This is a genomic window from Symbiopectobacterium sp. (assembly GCF_051710365.1).
In the GTDB taxonomy this organism is placed as follows: Bacteria; Pseudomonadota; Gammaproteobacteria; order Enterobacterales; family Enterobacteriaceae; genus Symbiopectobacterium.
This window is the reverse complement of record NZ_JBPETA010000165.1, coordinates 1-6,680: the sequence shown is the minus strand read 5'-3', so window position 1 is coordinate 6,680 and position 6,680 is coordinate 1. Positions and strand designations below refer to the sequence as shown.

The 6,680-nt window shown below is 53.6% G+C and carries 6 protein-coding genes, 1 tRNA gene and 1 pseudogene; 2 read left to right on the top strand and 6 right to left on the bottom strand.

Features of this window, described 5'->3' with window-relative positions; translation table 11 throughout:
- The coding region (locus tag ACTBDZ_RS13565; protein WP_438813920.1) for a hypothetical protein at positions 1 to 101 on the top strand (101 nt) is incomplete at its 5' end.
- A 31-nt stretch (positions 102 to 132) separates the two neighbouring features.
- The gene (locus tag ACTBDZ_RS13560; RefSeq protein WP_438815712.1) at positions 133 to 1,086 is read left to right on the top strand and encodes a tyrosine-type recombinase/integrase; all 954 of its coding nucleotides are present in this window, start codon (positions 133 to 135) and stop codon (positions 1,084 to 1,086) included.
- Positions 1,087 to 1,345: 259 nt separating this feature from the next.
- On the opposite strand, the gene ACTBDZ_RS13555 is transcribed toward ACTBDZ_RS13560, so the two are convergent.
- The 6 genes and pseudogenes from ACTBDZ_RS13555 to ACTBDZ_RS13530 form a co-directional block, all read right to left on the bottom strand.
- Positions 1,346 to 1,421: transfer RNA gene (locus ACTBDZ_RS13555), tRNA-Phe, on the bottom strand.
- A gap of 130 nt (positions 1,422 to 1,551) precedes the next feature.
- Positions 1,552 to 2,133 (bottom strand): annotated as a pseudogene (locus tag ACTBDZ_RS13550) (transcriptional regulator).
- A gap of 45 nt (positions 2,134 to 2,178) precedes the next feature.
- A complete protein-coding gene (locus ACTBDZ_RS13545; RefSeq protein ID WP_438815711.1) occupies positions 2,179 to 3,906 on the bottom strand; it encodes a protein-disulfide reductase DsbD in 1,728 nt (575 codons plus the stop codon).
- Entirely contained in the window at positions 3,882 to 4,214 is a 333-nt protein-coding gene (cutA, locus tag ACTBDZ_RS13540; RefSeq protein ID WP_438815710.1) for a divalent cation tolerance protein CutA, read from the bottom strand. Before cutA ends, ACTBDZ_RS13545 begins: the two co-directional genes overlap by 25 nt.
- Before the next feature lie 109 nt (positions 4,215 to 4,323).
- The gene (locus ACTBDZ_RS13535) at positions 4,324 to 5,625 is read right to left on the bottom strand and encodes an anaerobic C4-dicarboxylate transporter (protein ID WP_438815709.1); all 1,302 of its coding nucleotides are present in this window, start codon (positions 5,623 to 5,625) and stop codon (positions 4,324 to 4,326) included.
- A 146-nt stretch (positions 5,626 to 5,771) separates the two neighbouring features.
- A partial coding sequence (locus tag ACTBDZ_RS13530; protein WP_438815708.1) for a lyase family protein occupies positions 5,772 to 6,680 on the bottom strand: 909 nt, incomplete at its 5' end.

The following is a 6,680-nucleotide window of genomic DNA, read 5'->3' as shown; positions in this document are numbered from 1 at the left end:
ATCAATGCTGTTCAATGTGGCAGTTACTGAACAAGGTTCGCCGCTTCATGGAAACCGTCAGCCCGTTTCCCAGTGGAAAACATGGACAGGCAAAAGTGTAGCGGTATTAGGAACAGCTATTTAGAGGAAAATATGACAAATACATTCGATGATGTATTGGATGACTATTTTTTCAGTAAGTCATTGCGTCCGGCCACGGAGTGGAGTTACCGGAAAGTACTGAGATCGTTTCTCGGTTTTTCTGGTGAAACAATCACGCTTGGTCAGGTCGACAAAAAAATGGTACTGACCTGGCGACGCCGTGTTATTGGTGATGAAGGGTTAAGTAAGACAACCTGGAATAATAAAGTCACCCACATGAGGGCGATTTTTAATCACGCTATTCTACAGGGATTGACGTTTCAGCGAGAAAATCCTTTTAATGGCGTCATCGCCCGACCTGACGTTAAGCGGAAAAAAACACTCACGGAGGCGCAAATTCGTAAAATCTACCTGCTGATGGAAGCAAAAGAAGCGGATGAGCGAGTCGGAAAGGGGCAGGGAAGGCCTAATGCCCTTCGGCCAGCCTGGTTCTGGTTAACGGTATTGGATGCGCTACATCGTACCGGTATGCGTCAAAACCAGCTGCTGCATATTCGGCTATGTGATGTTGATCTCGAAAATGGCTGGATCAGCCTGCGCCCAGAGGGAGCCAAAAACCACCGCGAGCACCGGGTTCCGATCACGGCAAAGTTGAGGCCACGCCTGGAAGCCCTTTATAACCGTGCTATTGAGCGTGACGCCAAAATGGATGGCCAGCTATTCAACGTCTCACGTTTTGATGGGCGTAGGAAAGAAGTCAGCACCAACATGGACCACCCTCCCTTGAGGGCATTCTTTCGTCGGCTGTCGCGGGAATGTAGTTGTGCGATCAGTCCGCATCGGTTCCGTCATACCATTGCCACCAACCTGATGAGCCTGCCTGATCGCAATATCAAAATGGCGCAGGAGCTGCTTGGTCATTCGACACCGGCGGTCACGCTGCAGTACGTGGAAACGGATTTGAACAGGGTGAGAACCATGCTTGAGGAACTGGAGGCCGCTTAATATCTCTGATAAACATCATGGAGAAAAATCCGGCTTTTTCTTTACAGAAGATTGACACAGGCGTGTTCTGAGGGTAAATACCTTACCTGTAGTTATTTTCTATGGATGTGACAAATCCAGAGGATGCGAGAACATCCTCTGGATTCTTAAGTCCTGTGTTCAACATCGGTGCGGTAAGACAAGTTACCATCATGATGCTGGGGACCTTTTGTCATGCCCGTTAAGGATCTCAACCCTTAACGAACAGGCTCTGAAGAAGTGGTGCCCGGACTCGGAATCGAACCAAGGACACGGGGATTTTCAATCCCCTGCTCTACCGACTGAGCTATCCGGGCAACGGGGCGCATTAAACCGTATTGGCCGCTTGCCGTCAACGGGTTTGTGCAGGAAAAGCATCAAAACCACGTTGATTGCCGACTTTTCAGTCAGGATGACGCATTTCTCAGCGTTACGGCCCCGGTTCTGTCAGGTCAGTGCACCGTTTTTCCGGCATAGTGCAAAACGCAGTACATCCTCCGCCAGGCGGCGGGCGGTTGCGATGTCATCCGCATGGTGTTTTACCATTAACCGGCTCAGGCACCCTTCGAGAATCAATTCCATCTGCTGAGCGACCATTTCAGGATCGTCCGTCTCCAACTGCGTCAGCAGTTCGCGCGTGTAGTGGAGCGATGCCTGTTTTTGACGCTCTGCAATCTGATGGATGGGGTGATGGATATCAGGATAGAAACTGCATGCGGCAATAAACAAGCAGCCGGGATAGCGCTGGTTTTGCAGCGCCTCATACAATACCTAATAGCGTGCCAGCAGCTTTTCCTCAACGGAGAGCGCTTCATCCAACAACAACTGACGCCGACAGGTATCCACCTGCTGACTATGATGCCGCAGGCAATCATAGAGGAGTGCTTCACGATCTGGCCAGAAGGCGGTCATGGCCTCGGCGGTGATGCGGTGCTTCTCAGCCAGGGTGTCTAACGTTAAGGCGGCAACGCCCTGTTGTTCCAGTAAGATCAGCGCGTTATCAAGTACCTCGTCCCGCTGTAGTTGCATGATATCCCCCTTGATTCAGACTGGGGCCGCCACCGTCGCAGTGGCCTATTGCCCCAGTTTTTGCAAATGTGCCCGGAACGCCTCGGCATTCATGAAACCCGTAATGCGTGAGTCGGGAATCTCCCGGCCATTACTGTCAAAAAAGAGTATGGTTGGTAACCCCATAACCTGAAATTTTTTTAGCAATGCATTTTGCTGCGCGTTGTTGGCGGTCACATCCGCCTGAAGAAGTTGAAACCTGGCCAGATCCTGTTTGACGCCCGCATCGCTGAAGGTGTACTTCTCAAACTCTTTGCAGGCTACACACCAGTCGGCATACAAATCCAGCATGGCAGGCCGCTGGCTGCTCGCCAGAGATTGGTTTACTTCCTCCAGATTATGCACCGGTGTAAATGGCAGAGAAGTGGTGTGAGCGGTGCTGGCTTGGCTTGATGAAGGCATTAGCCACTCTTGCAGTGGACGAGCGGCGGTCACGGCACCAATCAAAAGCAGCAGTTGTATCAAACTCATACCGCGCCAATGGCTGCGCAAACCCAGCATGATCAGCCAAGCCAGGAAGGAAATCACCAGCAGGCTCCACAGGCGCGCTCCCAAGATATCGCCTACAACGCGTTCCAGCAGAAAAATCGGCAAGGCCAGAATGACAAACCCAAAAGCGGTTTTGATGTGCTGCATCCAGGGGCCGCTACGGGGTAAAAAGCGATTGCCAAACAGGGTTACTGCGATAAGCGGCAAGCCCATGCCAAGCGCGTAGAGATAAAGAATGCCGCCACCGGCGACACTATTACCGCTTTGCGCAATATAGAGCAGGATGGCGCTGAGAGGGGCGGTGGTGCAGGGCGAGCAAATCAGCCCAGCCAATGCCCCCATGCAAAAGACCCCGCCAAGAGAGCCGCTTTGTTGCTGATTGCTCCACTGTGCCAGACGGGTTTGTATGGCGGAGGGCATTTGTAGGTTATAGAGACCAAACATCGACAGCGCGAGTGCGATAAACAGTAGTGACAAACCGATCAACACGGCCGGATGCTGTAGCGCCGCCTGAAAGCGCAGCCCTGCTGCCGCGATGATCATGCCGAGCAACGTGTAGGTCAGCGCCATGCCTTGCACATAGGTGAACGCCAGCAGCAGGGTACGGCGCGCGGATAGTTGCTGTTTCCGGCCAAGAATCAGCCCGGAAATCAGTGGGTACATCGGGAGTACGCAGGGGGTGAAGGCAACACCGATACCGATTAACAACGCCCAAAGTGGAGAAAATGGCAACTGTGCTGGTGCTACAGGTGCAGTGACGGTTGGAGCTGTATTGCTGGGCGTTGGCTGGCGGCCTGCGGTCACTGCACTTAATGGAATTTCCCGCGTTTCAGGTGGGTAACAAAAACCCGAATCGGCGCAGCCCTGATAGGTAACACGCACCGTTGCGCCCGCTGTGTTCTGCGTAATAGGGACGGTTACCGTTAGGCTATCGCGAAAGATTGCCACTTCGCCAAAAAAATCGTCTTTGTGCGGCAGGCCGGCGGGTATGGATATGTCGCCGAGTACGGCTTGGCTGGGAGTAAGACTGATTTTGTCGCGATAGAGGTAATAGCCCGGTTGGATTTGCCAGCGTAGCGTCAGCTTCTCTTGCTGTTGCTGAAAATCGAAAGCAAATGCGCGATCTACCGTCAGAAAGCGGCTGTTTTGTACCGGAGATGACGGCGCAAACAGGGAGGCGCCTGCCAGTTGGGGGCAGATCAACGTGCTTAACAGCAGGATCAGCGTAAGGATGCGGTTAGCCATGTCAGGTAATCTTTGTCGCCATCCGTGATCGGAACTACCAGCAGTTCCGGCGTTTGATAAGGGTGTTGTTGTTTCAGGCGTTGCAGCAGCGAATGTTGGTGCAAGGTATCGCTCTTGATCACCAGTTGCACTTCCTGTTGCTGCTCCAGCTTACCTTCCCAGACATAGAAAGAGTGCGCGCCAGGCAGTACTGTGACACAGGCTGCCAGCCCGGCATTGAGCACATCCGTCGCCAACCGTTGTGCTATGGGGTCTTCAGGTGCAGTACACAGGACAACGATGGCGGTGCAGCTCGCAGGATTTTCCATGGTCACCCCAGTGAAAGAGGAACTGGGGGGTACTATACCCTGCTTTGGGGGCCGAGGGGAATGGATGCCGGGCGGCGACGCGCCGCCCGGGGTGAATACCGGAGGGACGTTACAGCACCAGATTCCCCAGAATAAAGCCAAAGATGACGGATAGCGTAATCGCCAGAACGCCAGGCACCAGGAACGCGTGGTTGAAGACGTATTTGCCGATGCGGGTTGATCCGGTGTCATCCATTTCTACGGCAGCGAGCAGCGTGGGATAAGTGGGCAACACGAACAGTGCTGAGACGGCGGCAAAAGACGCCACGGCAGTGACTGGCGTCACGCCCAACAATAACGCCGCAGGCATCAGCGCCTTGGCTGTCGCCACCTGTGAGTAGAGCAGGGTAGAGGCAAAAAACAGTATTACCGCCAGCATCCACGGGTAATTCTGCAACAATGCGCCTGCTGTTCCCTGAATTTCACCGATGTGCGCTTTTACGAACGTATCGCCTAACCAGGCTACGCCCATTACGCAAATGCAGGCGCTCATGCCGGATTTGAAGGTGCTGGCAGAGAGGATTTTGGCGGTATCCAGCTTACAGGTGATGCAGATCAGGGTGGCGACCGTCAGCATAAAGACCACAATGGCTTCGTTACGGGGCAGTATGGGCTTGGCAATGAGCCCGACGGTGTCGCTGATGGCGGTGGCGTAAAGCATCACCGCGACAATACCCACTAAAAACAGCAGTACAGAGCGCCTGGCCCTCGTTTTTATCTCCAGCTTGCTGACGCCGCGCAGCACGGTTTCACCCTTTGCCAACCGTGCCTGATAAATCTCATCGTCTTTCAATTCTTTGCCGAGAAAATTGGTTACCACGGCGGTAAGCAACACCGCGCACAAGGTCGTAGGGATGCAGATCCCGAGCAGCAGCAGATAGCTGACGCCTTTCGGCTCAAGAATACTGGCAACGAAAACCACGGCGGCGGAAATCGGTGAGGCAGTGATGGCGATTTGCGACGCCACAACGGCAATCGATAACGGGCGAGAGGGGCGAATCCCTTGTTCTTTAGCCACTTCTGCAATCACCGGCAGCGTTGAGAACGCTGTGTGCCCCGTTCCCGCCAACAGTGTCATAAAATAGGTGACAACAGGGGCCAAAAAGGTGACGTATTTGGGCTGACGCCGTAGCAGTTTTTCCGCCAGACTCACCAGATAATCCATCCCTCTCGCGACCTGCATGGCCGCGATGGCGGCGATCACCGCCATGATGATTTGAATCACGTCGAAGGGAATGGCACCGGGTTTGATTTGAAATACCAGTGTCAGAACCAAAACGCCAAGACCGCCCGCAAAACCGATACCGATCCCACCGAGCCGTGCACCGAGGTAGATAGCCAACAAAACGATAACCAACTCAAAGGCAAACATAGTAATGCTCCTTTTTAGATAAGAAATTCTTATGGTTATGAGCAAACCTGAGGCCATAAAAAAGGCACGCCCGCAAAATGCCGACGTGCCTGTCAGGAGTAACGCTAGCGCGCCCGATGGTGAGGCGCGGTTAACCGATCGAACGCTTAAGACGCGTCGTTGTCATCCGTGTAACGTTTGGCCTTGTAGGCTGGGTGCATCAGGTTTTGTACTGAGAAAATGTCATCCAGTTCACTTTCGGTCAGCAGACCGCGCTCCAGCACCACTTCACGCACGCTCTTACCGGTTTCGGAGCAAATTTTGCCGACAATGTCGCCATTGTGGTGGCCAATAAACGGGTTGAGGTAGGTAACAATGCCGATGGAGTTGAACACGTAGGCTTCGCATACCGCTTTGTTGGCGGTAATGCCGTTAACGCATTTTTCTAGCAGGTTGTGGCAGGCGTTGGTAAGAATATGGATAGATTCAAACATCGCCTGACCGATAACCGGCTCCATCACGTTAAGCTGCAACTGACCCGCTTCAGACGCCATGGTGACGCAGGTGTCGTTGCCGATCACCTTGAAGCACACCTGATTGACCACTTCCGGTACCACCGGATTGACCTTGGCTGGCATGATGGAAGAGCCTGCCTGCAATTCCGGCAGGTTGATTTCATTGAGGCCAGCGCGCGGGCCGGAAGAGAGCAGGCGCAGGTCGTTACAGATTTTCGACATCTTCACCGCCAGACGTTTCAGCGCACCGTGTACCATCACGTAAGCGCTGCAGTCGGAGGTGGCTTCGATCAAATCCTCGGCAGGCACGCACGGCAGTCCGCTCACTTCTGCCAGGCGTTGTATCGCCAACTGTTGGTAACCGTCTGGTGTGTTTAACCGCGTGCCGATGGCCGTCGCGCCCAGATTCACTTCCAGCAGCAACTCGCCGGTGCGCAGCAGGTTTTTGTTCTCTTCGTTAAGCAGCACAGAGAAAGCGTGGAATTCCTGACCCAATGTCATCGGCACCGCATCCTGCAACTGGGTACGCCCCATATTCAGGATGGTTTCAAATTCTTTGGC

Coding starts and splice junctions, on each gene's coding strand:
- ACTBDZ_RS13560 (WP_438815712.1), top strand. CDS start 133: ATGACAAATACATTCGATGATGTATTGGATGACTATTTTTTCAGTAAG.
- ACTBDZ_RS13545 (WP_438815711.1), bottom strand. CDS start 3,906: ATGGCTAACCGCATCCTTACGCTGATCCTGCTGTTAAGCACGTTGATC.
- cutA (WP_438815710.1), bottom strand. CDS start 4,214: ATGGAAAATCCTGCGAGCTGCACCGCCATCGTTGTCCTGTGTACTGCA.
- ACTBDZ_RS13535 (WP_438815709.1), bottom strand. CDS start 5,625: ATGTTTGCCTTTGAGTTGGTTATCGTTTTGTTGGCTATCTACCTCGGT.